The 16,456-nt window shown below is 63.8% G+C and carries 19 protein-coding genes; all 19 read right to left on the reverse strand.

Annotated features, from left to right (window positions below; translation table 11 throughout):
• Positions 1-335 (reverse strand): transposase domain-containing protein (locus ACNPAA_RS02835; RefSeq protein ID WP_417891579.1); only part of this gene is annotated, 335 nt, incomplete at its 3' end.
• A gap of 167 nt (positions 336-502) precedes the next feature.
• Positions 503-1,315, reverse strand: coding sequence for a VacJ family lipoprotein (locus tag ACNPAA_RS02840; protein WP_029314176.1), 813 nt, complete (start codon positions 1,313-1,315; stop codon positions 503-505).
• Between the two features lie 78 nt (positions 1,316-1,393).
• Positions 1,394-2,656 carry a c-type cytochrome biogenesis protein CcmI gene (gene ccmI, locus ACNPAA_RS02845; RefSeq protein WP_417891580.1) on the reverse strand — a complete coding sequence of 421 codons (1,263 nt, stop codon included), beginning with the start codon at positions 2,654-2,656 and terminating at the stop codon, positions 1,394-1,396.
• Entirely contained in the window at positions 2,653-3,135 is a 483-nt protein-coding gene (locus ACNPAA_RS02850; protein WP_171865494.1) for a cytochrome c-type biogenesis protein, read from the reverse strand. Before ACNPAA_RS02850 ends, ccmI begins: the two co-directional genes overlap by 4 nt.
• A gap of 10 nt (positions 3,136-3,145) precedes the next feature.
• Positions 3,146-3,676, reverse strand: a complete 531-nt coding sequence (locus ACNPAA_RS02855; protein ID WP_041215578.1) for a DsbE family thiol:disulfide interchange protein — start codon at positions 3,674-3,676, stop codon at positions 3,146-3,148.
• The gene (locus tag ACNPAA_RS02860) at positions 3,673-5,628 is read right to left on the reverse strand and encodes a heme lyase CcmF/NrfE family subunit (RefSeq protein WP_041212639.1); all 1,956 of its coding nucleotides are present in this window, start codon (positions 5,626-5,628) and stop codon (positions 3,673-3,675) included. The genes ACNPAA_RS02855 and ACNPAA_RS02860 overlap by 4 nt, the downstream gene beginning before the upstream one ends.
• Before the next feature lie 79 nt (positions 5,629-5,707).
• Positions 5,708-6,199, reverse strand: coding sequence for a cytochrome c maturation protein CcmE (ccmE, locus tag ACNPAA_RS02865; protein WP_052815847.1), 492 nt, complete (start codon positions 6,197-6,199; stop codon positions 5,708-5,710).
• On the reverse strand, positions 6,196-6,402 hold the full coding sequence (gene ccmD / locus ACNPAA_RS02870; protein ID WP_039039901.1) for a heme exporter protein CcmD: 207 nt from the start codon (positions 6,400-6,402) through the stop codon (positions 6,196-6,198). Before ccmD ends, ccmE begins: the two co-directional genes overlap by 4 nt.
• 2 nt (positions 6,403-6,404) lie before the next feature.
• Positions 6,405-7,145 (reverse strand): heme ABC transporter permease, encoded by a 741-nt coding sequence (locus ACNPAA_RS02875; protein WP_010673946.1) that lies wholly within the window; start codon positions 7,143-7,145, stop codon positions 6,405-6,407.
• Between the two features lie 165 nt (positions 7,146-7,310).
• Entirely contained in the window at positions 7,311-7,979 is a 669-nt protein-coding gene (gene ccmB, locus ACNPAA_RS02880; RefSeq protein ID WP_042076860.1) for a heme exporter protein CcmB, read from the reverse strand.
• Between the two features lie 3 nt (positions 7,980-7,982).
• Complete coding sequence (gene ccmA, locus ACNPAA_RS02885) at positions 7,983-8,618, reverse strand: cytochrome c biogenesis heme-transporting ATPase CcmA (RefSeq protein WP_209793475.1); 636 nt, start codon at positions 8,616-8,618, stop codon at positions 7,983-7,985.
• Positions 8,619-8,832: 214 nt separating this feature from the next.
• The gene (locus ACNPAA_RS02890; RefSeq protein ID WP_257710354.1) at positions 8,833-9,219 is read right to left on the reverse strand and encodes a DUF2802 domain-containing protein; all 387 of its coding nucleotides are present in this window, start codon (positions 9,217-9,219) and stop codon (positions 8,833-8,835) included.
• Between the two features lie 79 nt (positions 9,220-9,298).
• A complete protein-coding gene (locus ACNPAA_RS02895; RefSeq protein ID WP_005333026.1) occupies positions 9,299-9,787 on the reverse strand; it encodes a chemotaxis protein CheW in 489 nt (162 codons plus the stop codon).
• 69 nt (positions 9,788-9,856) lie between these two features.
• The gene (locus ACNPAA_RS02900; protein ID WP_209793474.1) at positions 9,857-10,717 is read right to left on the reverse strand and encodes a chemotaxis protein CheW; all 861 of its coding nucleotides are present in this window, start codon (positions 10,715-10,717) and stop codon (positions 9,857-9,859) included.
• Positions 10,714-11,508, reverse strand: a complete 795-nt coding sequence (locus tag ACNPAA_RS02905) for a ParA family protein (RefSeq protein ID WP_209793473.1) — start codon at positions 11,506-11,508, stop codon at positions 10,714-10,716. The genes ACNPAA_RS02900 and ACNPAA_RS02905 overlap by 4 nt, the downstream gene beginning before the upstream one ends.
• Positions 11,509-11,512: 4 nt before the next feature.
• Entirely contained in the window at positions 11,513-12,421 is a 909-nt protein-coding gene (locus ACNPAA_RS02910) for a flagellar motor protein MotB (protein ID WP_279987666.1), read from the reverse strand.
• A 2-nt stretch (positions 12,422-12,423) separates the two neighbouring features.
• A complete protein-coding gene (locus tag ACNPAA_RS02915) occupies positions 12,424-13,161 on the reverse strand; it encodes a flagellar motor protein (RefSeq protein WP_042076851.1) in 738 nt (245 codons plus the stop codon).
• 2 nt (positions 13,162-13,163) lie between these two features.
• Positions 13,164-14,276: a protein-glutamate methylesterase/protein-glutamine glutaminase gene (locus ACNPAA_RS02920; RefSeq protein ID WP_042076849.1), complete on the reverse strand. Its 1,113-nt coding sequence runs from the start codon at positions 14,274-14,276 to the stop codon at positions 13,164-13,166.
• A gap of 31 nt (positions 14,277-14,307) precedes the next feature.
• Positions 14,308-16,446 carry a chemotaxis protein CheA gene (locus tag ACNPAA_RS02925; protein ID WP_279987665.1) on the reverse strand — a complete coding sequence of 713 codons (2,139 nt, stop codon included), beginning with the start codon at positions 16,444-16,446 and terminating at the stop codon, positions 14,308-14,310.
• Between the last annotated feature and the right edge of the window lie 10 nt (positions 16,447-16,456).

Genomic DNA, 16,456 nt, shown 5'->3' on the forward strand with positions numbered 1-16,456 from the left:
TTGAACAGCCACTCGAGCGGCTGTTTGCCGAGTCGCTGACGGGCCTGAGACAGGGCACTGTCCGCGAGCAAGGCATCATTGGCCAACCCTTCTGCACAGATGTTGAGGCGCCGAGCGACCTTGGAGATGGGCTCATTGCGGAAAAAGGCCATCCCCACGACGAGCCACAAGACCATATCAGAAGGTAAGCGGCGTCGGCGGATAGTGGCCTTTTCAGACAAGGCGGCAGCGGCAATAATCCATTCGTCGGGAATATGGTCGGCAAAAATGGCCAGCCGAGCCAGCATGTCGCCAGATGCCTCAACAACATCGTTCAGATCGTTTGCAATAGACATAAAAAATCCGGAACCAGTGATTGGTTCCGGATTGTCCTACAGCAGAAGGATCGGTCAATGGATCCTTAACTGATCAGCATTGCGCACTTGCGGGGCGTTTTTTATGGTCGAACACCTGCCATCGACAACAAAGGCGCCCGCAGGCGCCTTGTGGAAGATGACCATGCTTACTGGTCTATCTCGTCCATGTAATCGTCGAGGTTGCCATCATCCGCCGCCTCTGGCTTCTGCTCCTGGAGCTCGGGTTTGCGGCCCGTCACCTTGCCATCGTTGTACTGCAAGTAGAAGTCCTTGGTCAGGGCGTAAGGATCCAGCGCGTTGTCGATGATGCGCTCCTGATCGATCAACTTGGAGCGGGTACCGAGGCCATCCAGCGCCCAGTGCACCACCTTCAGCGGGAAGGTCAGCAGGGCATAGGGGAAGTAGATGGTATCGATGGTATCCCCTACCAGTTGCCGGGTGGTGGTGGGACCGTAGACCGGCACCATCAGATAGGCGCCATCCCCGATGTCGGCCTTGCCGAGCACGGTGTCCATCTCCAGCGTGTTGCGAGCCAGGCCCGCATGCTTGGCCACGTCGAACAGACCGAGCAGGCCCACAGTGGTGTTGAGGGTGAAGCGGCCCAGGTTGGTACCGGCCCCTTTCAGATCACCCACCAGCAGGTGGTTTACCATGCTGCTCGGCTCGTCGAAGTTGTCCACGAAATTCTCGATGCTGTCCCTCACCCCTTGCGGGACATAGCGGGCATAGCCGTGTACCACGGGGCGCGCCACATAGGGCTCCAGCACGTCATAGTTGACGGCCCACATGGCACGGTTGGGCCCCTGGAAGGGGTCGCGAGGATCGCTGGCCGTGCTGGATGCCCCGGGGCGGCTCGGGGTCTCGCCGAGATCCAGGCTCTCCGGGCCCGGCTTGGGAGGGCCGCCCGCACAGCCCGCGAGCAGCAATGCCACCGCCAATGCTCCTGAACGCAGATACATATGAAAGTCCTAAGATTTTTTTGGGTATTGATATGAATTATACAGGGGGCCCACCCCAAGGGGTGGGCCAAAAGCGTATTAGAGGGCGTGATCGATGCGGATGTCAATCGGCGCTGTGGGGATGGTGCTGGTCGGCACGGTGACCGAAACCCCTTCAAAGGCGCCTTCCTTGTTCATGACGTTGCCGCCCCGGGAGAGGCGCGCCTTGAACTGCAGCTCGGCATGGGCCGCCAGCCTGCTCCCCTCCATCATGGCATCCCCGTCCCCCAGGGAGAGGGTGAGCGGGAGATGCGGGCCTGCAATGCGCTTGACCGCGATGGGCATGGGCGGACCGTTGGGGATCACCGCAAAGACGAACAGATGGGCATCTTCCGGCATCTTGATGCCCGGCGCCAGGGTGATGTGCAGGGGGAACTCCCCCTCTTTCACCGCCAGCACCTCGGCTTGTGCCTGGCCTTCGGCAGACGGGGTGGTCACGGCGATGCCACGCTGGCCAAGCTGCTGCCTGGCGTACTCCATGGAGCGCTCCACCATGGTGTAGCGGGCCGAGCCCGGCTCCAGCAGCGGCAACATCCCCTGCCAGCGGTCGAGGGCGGTCTGGAAATCCTCTTTTTGCAGGGCCATGAAGGCGTAGACGGAGCGAGCCTCGATGTTGGCCGGGTCCTCGGCAATGACCGCCTGCAACAGCTGATCCGCACGGGCTTCCTCCCCCGTCATCATCAGGGCCTGGGCATAGGGCACCGCCACCATGGCCTTCTGGGGCGCGAGGGCGTAGGCACGCTCCAGCGCCTCGCGGGCCATCTCGGGATCATTGCCATCCAGGGTCAGGCGCCCCAGCAGCAGCCAGCCGCGATAGTCGTTCGGTTCTTCTTTCAGCCGGGTTCGCAGGGCCAGGGTGAAGTCCAGCAGATCCTGCTCGGTCACCCGGGTATCGCGCTCCACCAGGATGCGGTTGCTGAGCTCCCCCAACCGGCTGCTGGCATCTTGCCAGCGGCTCACCTCCTGCCAGGCGCCGAGCTTGGCGTAGAGGCCGATGCTCACCACCGCCAGCACCAGCACACCGGGGATCCAGATCAGGCTCTTGCCGCCACGGGCGGTCTGCTCCACGTCGGGAATGTCGTCCAGGAGGCTGCGCTGCAGCTCCACCAGGGATTCCGGCTCCTCCGCCAGTATCCCCTGCTCCCGCTCCTCCCCTATCTCCAGCAGGCGCTGGCGATAGAGCTGCTTGTTGAGGGCCGAGCGACTGATGCTCTGCCGGCCCTCGCCGCGCCACAGCGGCACGATCAGAGCCAGGCTCGCCAGCACCAGCAGGGCCGCACCCAGTATCCAGAATGGGGTCATGGTTTCTCTTCCTCTTTGAGCAGGGCGGACAGCCTGGCCTGCTCTTCTGCACTCAGGGTGCCTTCAGGCTGTTGCAAGGGAGCAGGGGCATGGCGGCGGCTTCGCACCACCACGGTGACGACGCCAATCACGATGACCAGCAAGGGGCCAAGCCAGAGGATCAGGGTCGAGGCCATCAGGGGGGGATCATAGAGAATGAAGTTGCCGTAGCGGGCCACCATGTAGTCCACCACTTCCTGCTTCTCCTTGCCCTCGCGCACCATCTGGTAGGTCTTGTCCCGCAGATCCTTGGCGAGCCCGGCGTTGGAGTCCGCGATATCCTGGTTCTGGCACTTGGGGCAGCGCAGCTCCTTAGTCAGCTCGCGAAAGGTCTGCTCCTGGGCGTCGCTGTCGAAGGTGTAGACATCGATGGCGGCGCGGGCCTGTCCGGCACAGACGAGACCGGCCAGCAGCAACAGGGATGCAATCAGTGTTTTCATCGGGGAGGCCTCACTTCATGGCATCAAAGATGGGTTTGAGGGTACTGGCCCAGACGTCTGGGTTGATGTCCCCCACGTGGCGATAGCGGATGATGCCCTGGCTGTCGATGAAGAAGGTCTCGGGCGCGCCATAGACACCGAGATCCAGCCCCAGCATGCCGTCCGGATCGTAGAGGTTGACCTGGTAGGGATTGCCAAGCTCCGCCAGCCACTTGATGGCCTTGTCACGCTCGTCCTTGTAGTTCATGCCGACGATGTAGATCCCCTGCCCCGCCAGCTCCTTGAGGTAGGTGTGTTCCCCGTAACAGGTCGGGCACCAGGTGGCCCAGACGTTGAGCAGCATGGGGCGCCCCTTGAGGATGCTCCTGTCGTGCTGCTTGCCCAGGTCATAGATGTCCTGCAGGGTGAACACGGGCACCTCCTTGTCCACCATCACGGATTCGAGCTTGGTGGGATCGGAGTAGAGCCCCTTGAACAGAAACACGGCCCCCATCAGGAAGATGATGAAGGGCAGCAGATAGAGCCAGGTCTTCTTGCTCATGCCTTGGCCTCCTCGTCACGACGTCCGAAGCGGTAGCGCTTGTCCAGCATGGCCAGCACGCCGCCGAGGGCCATGAAGACGCCGCCGAACCAGATCCAGCGCACGAAGGGCTTGTAGTAGATCCGTACCGCCCAGGCACCGTTGTCGAGTTGCTCGCCGAGCGCCGCATAGAGATCCCGGGTAACCCCCGCATCGATGGCCGCCTCGGTCATCGGCATGCGGCTCACGGTGTACATCCGCTTCTCGGGCTTGAGCAGGGCTACCTGCTTGCCATCCCGGTGCACTTCCAGCACGCCCTTGAAACCGTCGTAGTTGGGGCCGTTCTTCTCCTTGATGCCGGTGAAGACGAACTCGTAATCGGCGAACTGGACGCGATCGCCGGCCTGCATCCGCAGGTCCTTCTCGATGCTGTAGTTCTGGGTGCAGGCGATGCCGATGATGCTGACCGCGAGCCCCACGTGCCCCAGGATCATGGCCCAGTGGCTGTTGCCAAGCTTGCGCACGCCGGTGGCAAAACCGTGTTTGTGGGTGGCCCGCGCCCAGGTCTCCTGCACGCTGGTGACGATGATCCAGACGCCAAGCCCGATACCGAGCGCAGCCCAGGGTTTGAACGCCTCGGCAAAGAGTTTGGGCAACAGCAGAGCCGCGGCCAGGCTCAGCACCAGGGCGAGCATCACCTTGCCCTTGAGCTCACCGAGATCCTGGCGGCGCCAGCGGAACAGGGGGCCCACCCCCAGCAGCAGGGCGAAGGGGATGATGAGCCAGCTGTAGATGTGGTTGAAGAAGGGGGTGCCGATGGAGATGCTGCCAAGCCCCAGCTCCTTGTGCACCAGGGGCAGCAGGGTGCCGAGCAGCACGGTGAGCAGGCCCGCCACCAGCAGGATGTTGTTGCCAAGGAGCAGGGTCTCGCGGCTCCACAGCTCATGCTTGCCGTGGCTCTTCACCTGGGAGCCCTTGAAGGCGAACAGCAGCAGGGAGCTGCCTATCACCGCCAGCAGGAAGCCCAGGATGAACAGACCCCGGGTCGGGTCCGAGGCAAACGCATGGACCGACACCAGCACGCCGGAACGCACCAGGAAGGTGCCGAGCAGGCTCAGGGAGAAGGCCGAGAGCGCCAGCAGCACGGTCCAGGCCTTGAAGGTGGCGCGCTTCTCGCTCACCGCGAGGGAGTGGAGCAGGGCCGTGCCCGCCAGCCAGGGCATGAAGGAGGCGTTTTCCACCGGGTCCCAGAACCACCAGCCGCCCCAGCCGAGTTCGTAATAGGCCCACCAGGAACCGAGCACGATGCCCAGCGTCAGGAAGACCCAGGCCGCCATGGTCCAGGGACGGGACCAGCGCGCCCAGGTGGCGTCCAGACGCCCCGTCATCAGGGAGGCGATGGCGAAGGCGAAGGCCACCGAGAAGCCCACGTAGCCCATGTAGAGCATGGGGGGATGGAAGATGAGACCGGGATCCTGCAGCAGCGGATTGAGATCCCGCCCGTCCACCGGGAAATACGGCAGGGTGCGGGTGAAAGGATCCGAGGTGAACAGCACGAAGGCGGTGAAGCCCACCGAGATAAGGCCGAGCACCCCGAGTACCCGCGCCACTGCATCGAGCGGCAGGCGGCGGCTGAAGAGGGCTACCGCCGCCGTCCAGCCCCCCAGGGTCAGCACCCAGAGCAGCAGCGAGCCTTCATGGGCTCCCCACACCGCCGAGATGCGGTATTGCAGGGGCAGCAGGCTGTTGGAGTTGGTGGCCACGTACTGCACGGTGAAGTCGTTGTCGATAAAGGCCCAGGTGAGGCAGAGAAACGACAGCAGCAGCAGCAGGAACTGGCTGTAGGCGAGCGGGCGGGCCGCCGACATCATGCCAAGACGACCGAGATGGGCCCCGATCAGCGGGTAACTACCCAGCAGCAGGGCGGTGGCGAAGGCCAGGATCAGTGAGAACTGCCCTAATTCCGGGATCATTGACTATTCCCTCTCGATTGCACGGAGAAACCTGCCGATTTGGCGGTATAAAGAAGTGAATTCTTGGCGCATACCGGCATCATTGCTTGGCTCCCTGCAACTGCGCCTCTGTGTATTCGGGCTTGAAGTGCATGCCGTTGGTGGCGTCGGCCACTTCCGGCGGCATGTAGTTCTCGTCGTGCTTGGCCAGCACCTCGAAGGCGGCGACCGTGGTGGCATCCTTGAGGGTGCCCTGGGCGACGATCCCCTGCCCTTCCCGGAAGAGATCCGGCAGGATGCCGTCAAACTCCACCGTCACCAGATGGCCGCCGTTGTCCACCAGCTTGAAGGCTACCTTGAGGCTCTGGGGATCCCGCACCACAGACCCCGGCACCACCAGGCCACCGATGCGCAGGCGCTGCCCCTCCTCGGGCTTGATCTTCTCCGGCCCCTTCCCTTCCACCAGCTCGCTCGGGGTGTAGAAGAGGTCGATGTTCTGGCTCAGGGCATAGAGCACCAGGCCAGTCACGCTGACAAGGCCCAGGCTGATGGCCAGGATGATGGTGAGGCGTTTCTTGCGGCGCGGGTTCATAGGGTGTTCTCCATCTGCTGGGCCGCCTTGCGGCGTGCCTCCCGAGCCTGCTTGTTGCGCAGTTCGCCGAGCAGGCTGCGGGTCTTCAACCGGGTGGAAATGACGATGCCGACCAGGCAGAGCAGGGTCAGACCGAAGGAGAGCCAGACGTAGAAGGCATAGCCTCCCATGGCCATGAAATCACTGAACGAGGCAAAGTGCATGCTTACTTCTCCTGCCTGGCGATGTCGGCAACCCAGGGGCGGTGCCACTCCCGCATCAGCAGCTCATTGCGAAAACGCATCAGGGTCAGGGCACCGAGAAACGCGGCGAACGCCAGGATCATGATGAGCAGCGGCCACAGCATCTCGGGGGAGATGGAGGGTTTGTCAAACTTGGTGATGGTGGCCCCCTGGTGCAGGGTGTTCCACCACTCCACCGAGTAGTGGATGATGGGCAGGTTGATCACCCCGACCAGCGCCAGGATGCCGGCGGCGCGGCCCGCCACCACCTTGTCGCTGAAGGCGTTGTAGAGGGCGATGACACCCAGATAGAGGAACAGCAGGATGAGCTCGGAGGTGAGCCGGGCATCCCACACCCACCAGGTGCCCCACATGGGTTTGCCCCAGGCAGCGCCGGTAAAGAGGGCAATGAAGGTGAAGACGGCCCCCACCGGGGCGATGGCCGCCACCGTCATGTCTGCCATGCGCAGTTGCCACACCAGGCCAATGAAGGCGGCCACCGCCATGGTGGAGTAGGCGCCCATGGAGAGGATGGCGGAGGGTACATGGATATAGATGATCCTGAAAGAGTCGCCCTGCTGGTAATCGGCGGGTGCAAAAGCTAGCCCCCAGACGGTGCCGATGATGAAGGCAAGCAGGCTTGTCACGGCAAACCAGGGCAGCAGGGTGCCGGCCAGCCCATAGGCGCGCTCGGGTTTGGCATAAGGGTGCAACCATTTCCACATAGCTCACGAAACCTTTCAGTTATTAATTTTTAAGTGGCGAGGGCTACCATACCCATGGGGGAAAAACATCATATCCCCCGAAAGCAGTAAGCCGCCATCCCCTTGATCTATCTCAACAATATCGCCAAAAAAACGGCCTCAAAAAAGGACGTCCCACCAAATTAATCAGTTGACGCTGACCCGCAGCGCCGCCGAGATGGCCAGGGGGGTCAAGGTGACGGCCCCCACCAGCATGGCCCCCAGGATGGCGAGCTGTCCGGCATAGGGCAACCCCATGCTCGCCGCGTCGATGGCGGAGGTGGCGAAGATCAGCACCGGAATATAGAGCGGCAGCAGCAGCAGGCTGAGCAGCACGCCCCCCTTGCGCAGCCCCGCCGTCAGCGCCACCCCGACCGCCCCGAGCAGGCTCAGCACAGGGGTGCCGAGGGCCAGGGTGGCCACCACGGCCAGATAGGTCTTCATGTCCAGGGAGAGCAGGATGGCCAGCAGCGGGGAGATGAGCAGCAGCGGCAGGCCGGTCAGCAACCAGTGAGCGATCACTTTGGCCAGGGCCAGCAGCCCGAGCGGATGGGGCATCAGCATCATCTGCTCCAGGGCGCCGTCGCTGAAGTCATCGCGAAACAGCCGCTCCAGGGAGAGCATGGCCGCCAGCAGGGCCGCCACCCAGATGATGCCGGGGGCGATGCGGGCCAGCAGCTGGGGCTCGGGCCCGATGCCGAGCGGGAACAGGGTAATGACGATGAGGAAGAACCAGAGCGGATTGAAGATGTCGGCCCGCTGGCGCAGGGCCATCAGCAGTTCGCGGTGAATAAGGTGGAAGACGGCACGCAGCATGGGCTACTCCTGCAACAGCGAGGACAGGGAGAGGGTCTTGAGACGCCCCTGCATCAGGGTCAGATCCTGGTGGGTGGTGAGCACCACCATGCCCCCCCGGTCCGCATGGGTCAGAAACAACTGCTCCAGCACCCGGACCCCCTGCTTGTCGATGGCGGTGAAGGGCTCGTCCAGGATCCAGAGCGCCGGCCGGTCGCTCAGCCAGAGCCTGGCCAGGGCCACGCGCCGCTGCTGCCCCGCCGAGAGCTGGCCCGCGGGATAGTCCTCGAAACCGGCGAGGCCGACCTGGGCCAGCACCCGCCACAGATCCACCTCGCCCCCGGCTGGGCCATGAAGCTTCTGGTAGAAGGAGAGGTTCTCGAGGGGGGTCAGGGTCGCCTTGACGCCGGGCTGATGGCCCAGGTAGAGCAGGCTGGCATGGTACTCGTCCCGGCAGCGGCGGATGTCCTCCCCGTTCCAGCACACCTCCCCCGCGAAGGGCTGGGAGAGACCGGTCAGCAGGCGCAGCAGGCTGGTCTTGCCCACCCCGTTGGGCCCTTCAATCTGCATCAGATCCCCCGAGCGCACCGCGAAGGAGAGATGTTCAAACAGGGTGCGATCTTCACGTACGCAGCTCAGATTGTTCGCTTGAAGCAGCATGGGGATCTAATCGTTGAAAATGAGGCGGCCTGCATATTAACACAGGATCCGGAGGCGTCTTTTCAAAGATGCCGATAATCAACAAGATTTGTGGGGAAGATCGCGCCCCATCAAAGAGGCTTGATACCAAAGGAATATCGGCCACCCCTGTCTTGGCACCGCACGGGGATGGAAGGGAAAACGGGGAGGCCTCGGCCTCCCCGCAACACATCCGTCAGCTCCGTCCCTTGCGCAGGGAGATCAGCAGCTCCGCCTCGGCCTGGGGCAACTCGCACTCGCTCATCACCTCGTCGAGATCGGCGCCGAGCTCCACCATCTTGGCGGCCCGGCTGTAGAGGCGGCGCTCAGGATCCTGCAGGGTAAGCTCCTGCTGGCTGTCGTGGATCTTCTGCATGGCGCCCTCTGCGGCCTGCAGCCGCTGACCCATGCCGATGGCACCGGTATGCAGCTCCATCATCTGCTTGCGCAGACTCTCGAGCTGGCCCTGCAGCGCCTCCACGCTGGCCTCGGACTCTCGCTGGCGACGACGGTGACCCAGGATCCCGTAAAGGGCCAGCACCAGTGCGAGCAAGGACAACCCCAAGGCTGCAAATTCAATCATCAAACCATCACCTTCCTATCAGGGTAAACGGACAAGGAGCGCAGGCGCCCGGCCTGGTGTCTTGCACGCCCTGCTCCCGTTACAGGGAACCGATATCGTCCCACTCTTCGTCGGAGAGCAGCTTGTTGAGATCCACCAGGATCAGCAGCTGGCCATCGCGGTTGCTGACGCCCTGGATGAACTTGGCGCTCTCCTCGGTGCCCACCGCCGGGGCGGCATCGATCTCGGAGGAGCGCAGATAGACCACTTCGGCCACGCTGTCCACCATGATGCCGATCACCTGCTTCTCCGCCTCTATGATGACGATGCGGGAGTTCTCGCTCACGTCACCGGCCGGCAGGCCGAAACGGGAGCGGGTATCGATGACGGTCACCACGTTGCCACGCAGGTTGATGATGCCCAGCACGTAGTCAGGTGCACCCGGGACCGGGGCGATCTCGGTGTAGCGCAACACCTCCTGGACCTGCATCACGTTGATGCCATAGGTCTCGTTTTCCAACTGGAAGGTCACCCACTGCAGCACTTCGTCTTCGGCCAGATTCTGTGCGATATTGCGCTTCTCTGTCATCTTCTTGATCCTTGTATGAACCCGTCAACGGGTAAAATTAGCAATAAAACCATGGCAGTGCCGATCTTGTCAGCGCCCTTCGATGTTCACGCCGCGACCGAGCAGCACCAGCAGCTCCCTGACGTGCAACAGGGCGCACATCTTCTCCTTGACCATGCCAGCCAGCCAGGGGCGCTTGCCCTCCTGATGGCGCCACTTCACCTGATCCCGGTGCAGCAGTTCGGTGCCCTTCAACTGATGACAGGCCAGTCCCCAGGGTGATTCCCCCAGCATAATCAGATATTTGTAATCGTCCATCGCCAGATGCTGGCCCGGCATGACCCACTGGGCCGTGTCCACCACGTTCATCTTCTGCTCCCTGGAGGTCATGATCCCCTTGTACCAGCCCGGCTGGCCGAACAGGGAGGTCACCTCCCCCAGCTGATGGATGCCGCCAAGCTCGGTCAGGGGCACCGCGAAGGTCACCCCGGCCACATCGAAGAAGAGCGCCTGAAACTCGTTGCCGGTGTCCAGGTTCTCCCAGGTCGAGGGAGCGGGCGCCGTCTCGAGCGCACGCTCGGGCTCGGCCACCGCCAGGGCCACGGGTTCGGGCTCCGCCACCACGACCTCGGGCGGCGCCAGGGCCACCTCGGGCTCGGTGTCGACCGCCTCGGCCTCGAGCTGAAATGGCTCGACATGGACCTCTTCGTGGCTCAGGGCATCCATCTCGAACTGCACCTGGCCCACCTGGGCGAGCAGCTCGCTCAGTTGCGCCAGCCTGGCATCCGCCTCCAGATAGGGGGCGGCGGTCACCTCCGGCAAGGCAGCGGGCTGACGCTGCAGCGCCGGGGCCGGCGCCTCGTCCTCCGGATCCTCCCGCAGCAGGGCATCGTCCAGCAACAGGGAGTGGAAATAGTCGTCCATGGCCCGAACCTGGGTGGTCTCTCTCATGGCTTCACCTCCTGGGTCCGTTGACGCTCCAGGGCGTCGAGATGGTTGAGCAGGGTCTCATAGGCATAGGTGCCGCGGCTGCCCGGCGCATAGATGGACGGGGGAATGTGCACCAGGCTCGCATCCCGGAACTTGGTATCGATGGGAATGACCGCATTCCACACCGCCTCGCCATACTGCTCCTTGATGGACTGCAGTGTCATCAGGGAGGCCCGGGTGCGCTTGTCAAACATGGTCGGGATCACGGTGTAGCGGAACTTCTCCCGCTTGGAACGCTGCATGATCTCGAAGGTCTTCATCATCCGCTCCAGCCCCTTCAGGGCCAGGAACTCGGTCTGCACCGGCACCAGGATGCGATCGCAGGCCGCCAGCGCGTTCACCATCATCACCCCCAGCACGGGCGGGCAGTCGATGAGCACGTAGTCAAACTGATCCTGCACCCGCAGCAGGGCGCGCTTGAGCACCAGCCCCATCCCCTCCCGGTTGCCCATCACCCGGTCCAGGGTAGCCAGCGTGATGGACGCGGGCAGCAGGCTGATGTTCTCGAACCTTGTCTTGAGGGTCATCCGGTTGACTAGCTCCGCACTGGGTTTGGCCGCCTGGAACAGCTCGTACAGGGTGCCCTCCAGCCGGTCCGAGTCGAAGTCGAGATAGGAGGTCAGGGAGGCATGGGGATCGGTGTCGATCAGCAGTACCCGCTGGCCACGCTGGGCCAGAATGCCCGCCAGGGAGACGACCGTGGTGGTTTTACCGACTCCACCCTTCTGATTGGCAACCGTCCAAACAATCACTGTATCAATCCTGCCTTGTTGTTATGCGTATGCCACCACCCGGCAGCGTGACCACCCTGACGTTTTCACTGTCGACACTCTGCAACTCGTCCTGCACCGGCGTCCCCGTCAGCGGTTTGACGGTAGCTGGCGGCACCCAGGCGAATCTGGAGATGGCGACCACCACCTTGCGATTCTGTAATCGTCCCTGCTCGCTGCCGTTGTCGGCGAAGGGGGAGAACTCCCCGTAGGCCTCGTAGGCGAGCCGCTCTGGGGCGATTCCCTTGCCCACCAGGGCGGTGAGCACCGCCTCGGCTCGGGCGGCGGACAGCGTCCAGTTGGAGCGGAAAATCTCGTTGTTTATCGGCTGGTTATCCGTGTAACCCCGCACCCTGACATAGTTATCGACCGGTTTCAGAATACCTGAAAGCGTATCGAGCACGGGGCCGGCATTGCTGCCGAGGAAGGCACTGCCGCTGTTGAACAAGAGACCCGAGCTCAGCTCCACCGTCAGCCAGTCGTCGTCCTTCGCCAGCTTGACCACGCCGGCGTCGACCAGGGCGCCCATGGCCTGCTGAAGCTGCAGATCTATCGTGGCAAGGGCCGTGCCATCTTGCTGAACTGGCGTACCCGTGATGGGGGCCTGCGAGGGAGATGGCGACGCCTCGCTCTCCAGCAAGGAGGGGGCGGCCGACACCGGGTTGTTGAGCAGGGACTTGCCCTGCCCCTCCAGCAGGCCATCGCTGCGCGGCACCTGGTTGAATGCCCTGGTCATGCCCTCGATGACGGCGCGGTACTCCTCCTTGTTGACGATGGCCACGGAGTAGAGCACCACGAAGAGGGCGAAGATGAGGGTCATGTAATCGGCGTAGGAGACCAGCCAGCGATCGAGATGTTCTCGTCCTTGCAGGTGCAAACGATAGCGCTTGCGCATGGCTATTCCCCTTTCAGATAAGCCCGTAGCCGCCGTTCAACCTGCTGGCCGTTCTCCCCGTGGGCGATGGCCAGCAGTCCCTCCAGGGTCATCTCCTGATAGAGACCGTAATGGTAGTGGAAGGCCCGCAGGCGGTTCGCGATGGGCAGATAGAGGAGGTTGGCAAAGCCGACCCCGTAGATGGTGGCGACGAAGGCAACGGCGATACCGGCTCCCAGGGTGCCCGGCTCCTCCAGGTGGAACATGGCCTGGATGAGGCCTATCACGGCCCCTATGATGCCGATGGTCGGGCTGTAGCCCCCCATGGCCTCGAACACCCTGGCCGCATGCTCGTTGCGCTCCTGCTCGATGTCGATATCCGCCTCCAGCAGGCGGCGCAGATCCTCGATGGGGACCCCGTCCACTATCATGGTGAGCCCCTGGCGGGTGAAGGGATCGGGCTCCTCTTCGGCCTGGTTCTCCAGCGCGAGCAAGCCCTGCTGGCGCGCAAACTGGGCCCAGGCCTGCAGACGCTCGGCCTGATGCACCAGATCCCGCTGCGGCGGAAACAGCATCCAGGCCGCCTGCCTGAGGGCGGACAGCATGTACTTGCGGGGCGTTTGCAGGATCACCGCCCCCCAGGTACCGCCGACCACGATGACGAAGGCCGGGCCGTCGAGCAGGGTCAGCAGGCTGCCACCGTGCCACCACTGGGCGACGGCGAGCGCCCCCAGCGCCAGCACCAGGCCGAGCATGCCCATGGTCAGCGACCCAACTCGACCAGGATGCGCTGGGCCACCCTGTCCAGCGGCAGGGATTCGCTCGCGATGCCGGCCTTGGCGACGGCCTGGGGCATGCCATAGACCACGCAGGAGGCTTCATCCTGGGCCCAGATGGTGGCGCCCTGCTCCTTGAGCAGGCGGGCACCATCCCGGCCATCCGCCCCCATGCCGGTCAAGACGATGGCCAGCACCTTGTCGCCATAGGTCTTGGCGGCCGAGGCGAAAGTGATGTCGACGCAGGGCTTGTAGTTGACCTTGTCGTTGCCCTCGATGATACGAAGGCGGGCACCGGGCCCGCGCCCTTCCAGCAGCATCTGCTTGCCGCCCGGGGCGAGGTAGGCGTGACCAGGCCTCAGCACGTCACCGTCCTCCGCCTCCTTGACCCCGATCTGGCACAGGCCGTTGAGACGGGCGGCGAAGGCCGCGGTGAAGGTGGCCGGCATATGCTGGATTAACAGGATCGGATGGGGAAAATCTCCCGGCAGCTTGGTCAGCACGTTTTGCAGCGCCACCGGGCCACCGGTGGAGGTGCCGATGGCCACCAGCTGGTAGCTCTTGCCGCTGCGCTTGAAGCTGGCGGGGGCGCTCGGTGCACGCACGGGCTCTGGCTGGCGCTCGGTGGGGCGGGTCAGGGCACCGCCGAGGGCGGGCCGCACCAGGGGCTCGGGCGCCCGGGGCCGGGTCGTCATCAGGAAACGCTTGCGGGCGATCTCCTTGACCCGCTGCTGCAGCAGGCTGACCGCCTCGTCCTTGTCCCGGGCGATGTCTTCGAATTTCTTGGGCAGAAAATCGAGGGCACCGGCATCCAGCGCATCCAGGGTCGCCTTGGCCCCCTCGTGGGTGAGGGAGGAGAACATCAGGATGGGGGTCGGACACTTGGCCATGATCTCGCGCACGGCGCTGATGCCGTCGAGCACCGGCATTTCGATGTCCATGGTGATGACGTCCGGCCGCAACTGCAGCGCCTTGTCTACCGCCTCCCGTCCGTTCTGGGCCGTGTCGATCACCGTCATCAGGGGGTCCTGATTGATGATCTCGCTGACCCGACGACGGAAGAAACTCGAATCGTCGACCACTAATACCTTGACTGCCATTGTTATTCTTTTAACTCCTTGAGCCAGACGCTCAGTGGCGACGGGCATAGGCCTTGAGCAGGCTGGGCACATCCAGGATGAGGGCGATGCCGCCGTCGCTGGTGATGGTGGCACCGGCCATGCCGGGGGTCCCCTGCAGCAGGTTGTCCAGGGGCTTGATCACCACCTCTTCCTGGCCGATGAGGTTGTCCACGACGAAGCCCACCTGCTGGGTGCCGATCTGGACGATGACCACGTGGCCTGTGTCCTGGCGCGCAGACTTGGCGCCACGCACCAGCCACTTGTGCAGGTAGAACAGCGGGATCGCCTTGTCGCGGACTATGATGGTGAGCTGGCCGTCCACCACGTTGGCCTTCTTCAGGTCCAGGTGGAAAATCTCGTTCACGCAGCCGAGCGGCAGGGCGAAGGTCTGCTGGCCCACTTCCACCATCAGGGTCGGCAGTATGGCCAGGGTCAGGGGCACCTTGATTTCCAGCCGGGTGCCCTTGCCCCAGGTGGAATCGATGTGCACCGAGCCATTGAGGCTGACGATGCTGGTCTTCACCACGTCCATGCCGACGCCGCGGCCGGAGATGTCGGAGATCTCGGACTTGGTGGAGAAACCGGGGGCGAAGATCAGGTTGTAGGCGTCGTTGTCGCTCATGCGCGCCGCGCTGTCGGCATCCAGCACGCCGCGGCTGATGGCGATGGATTTCAGCTTCTCCGGATCCATGCCGGCACCGTCATCCTCGATGCAGAGCAGGATGTGATCCCCCTGCTGGGAGGCGCTCAGGGTGATGGTGCCCTGACGGGGCTTGCCCGCCTTCTCGCGCACGTCCGGCATCTCGATGCCGTGGTCGCAGGAGTTGCGCACCAGGTGAACCAGGGGGTCGGCCAGGGCCTCCACCAGGTTCTTGTCCAGATCCGTCTCCTCCCCCACCATCACCAGCTCGATCTCTTTCTTGAGGGTGCGGGCCAGATCGCGCACGACCCGCGGGAAGCGGCCGAACACCTTCTTGATGGGCTGCATGCGGGTCTTCATGACCGCGCCCTGCAGATCGGCGGTCACCACGTCCAGGTTGGCCACCGCCTTGGACATCTCTTCGTCGTTGCTGGCGATGCCGAGGCTCACCAGGCGGTTACGCACCAGCACCAGCTCCCCCACCATGTTCATGATGACGTCCAGGGTCTTGGTGTCCACCCGCACCGTGGTGTCGCTCTGTACCGCGCCGCTCTCGGCGGGGGCGGCCGGCTTGGCAGGGGCAGCCTTGGCCGGCGCGGCAACGGGTTCGGAGGCGGGCTTGGCCGCCACGGGCGCCTTGGGGGGCGTCACGGGGGGGGCGGCAGGCGCCTTGGGTTCGGGGGCCGGGGCAGCAGCAGCCATGCTGTGCTGGGGCCCCTGACCACGGCCGTGCAGCTCGTCCAACAGCCGCTCGAACTCGTCGTCGTCGATGAGCTCGTCCACCTCTTTCTGGACCGACTGCAGCGGCGTCAGATCGGGGGCACCACTGTGCTGGCCCTGACCATGGAGCTGGTCGAGCAGCGCCTCGAACTCGTCGTCCGTGATGTCCCCTGAACCGCTCAGCACGGGGGCGGCAGAGACGGTCGGGGCCTTGCCGACCCCGTGCAGCTCGTCGAGCAGGCGCTCGAATTCGTCGGCGGAGATCTCGTCGATGGAGCCGCCGCCATTGACGGCCACCGGCTCGCTCGGGGCGACGATGACGGGCTCGGGCTCGGGCTCAGGCTCGGGTTCTGGCTGTGACTGGGCGGCGACGCTGGCGGTGCGCAGCTGCTCCTGCCCCTCGGGCTTGCACAGCTCGTGCAGATCGTGCAGCAGGTCGGGAGAGGCCGGGCTTATCTCCTCGCGGTTCTGCACCTGGGCAAACATGACGTTGATGGCGTCCAGCGCCTGCAAGATGACGTCCATCAGCTCGGCGCTGAGGGTCCGCTTGCCGTTGCGCAGCATGTCGAACAGGTTCTCGGCGCCGTGGCAGACGTCCACCAGCTCGGTCAGGGAGAGGAAGCCAGCCCCCCCCTTGACGGTATGGAAGCCGCGGAAGATGGCATTCAACAGATTCTTGTCATCGGGTCGCTTTTCCAGGTCGACCAGTTGTTCAGACAACTGTTCCAATATTTCTGATGCTTCGACCAAAAAGTCTTGCAGTATGTCTTCATCAACTTCGAAGGCCATGCGTCACTCC

It is taken from the genome of Aeromonas sp. PS2Canimalfood6 (assembly GCF_048276795.1).
GTDB lineage: Bacteria > Pseudomonadota > Gammaproteobacteria > Enterobacterales > Aeromonadaceae > Aeromonas > Aeromonas caviae.